We start from the raw sequence: 620 nt of genomic DNA, 5'->3' as shown, positions 1-620 counted from the left end.
GGACAACGGCACCCGCTCCGGACGCTCCCGACGCGCCAACACCACACCCGCCGACACCCCAGCACCCTCCACCAACCGCGCCACCCCGGCCACCGTCGGCTCCGCAAACACCTCACGCACACCCACCAACACCTCAAACACCGACCGAATGCGCGCGATCAACCGCATCACCAGCAGCGAATCACCACCCAGCTCAAAGAAACCCTCTTCCGCCCCAACCCGCTCCAGCCCCAGCACCTCCGCGAACAACCCGCACAACGCCTCCTCCGCCGGCGTCATCGGCCCCCGCGAACCACCCGCACCCAGGTCCGGAACCGGCAACGCGTCCCGGTCCACTTTGCCGTTGACCGTCAGCGGGAAGGCGTCGAGGACGACGACCGCCGACGGCACCATGTAGTCCGGCAGACGCGTGGCAGCAAACGCCCGCAGCTCACCGCTCTCTGCGTCACCCACGGCATAACTGACCAGACGGCCGTCCCGGACCAGCGCCACCGCCTGCTCGACCTGTGGGTGAGCAGCAAGGACAGCTTCGACCTCGCCCAACTCGACCCGGAACCCACGGATCTTCACCTGCTCATCCGCACGCCCCACAAACTCCAACTGCCCATCCACCCGCCACC

1 protein-coding gene is annotated in these 620 nt (G+C 68.1%); it reads right to left on the bottom strand.

Translation table 11 applies throughout. The features are described 5' to 3' along the window. On the bottom strand, nt 1-570 hold a 570-nt coding region (locus tag KVT45_RS55100; RefSeq protein WP_308311177.1), incomplete at its 3' end, for a phosphopantetheine-binding protein. Between the last annotated feature and the right edge of the window lie 50 nt (nt 571-620).

This window comes from Streptomyces sp. GbtcB6, from assembly GCF_019091475.1.
Classification (GTDB): Bacteria; Actinomycetota; Actinomycetes; order Streptomycetales; family Streptomycetaceae; genus Streptomyces; species Streptomyces hyaluromycini.
Note: the sequence above shows the minus strand (reverse complement) of the source record. Positions and strands in the feature narration are given on the sequence as shown.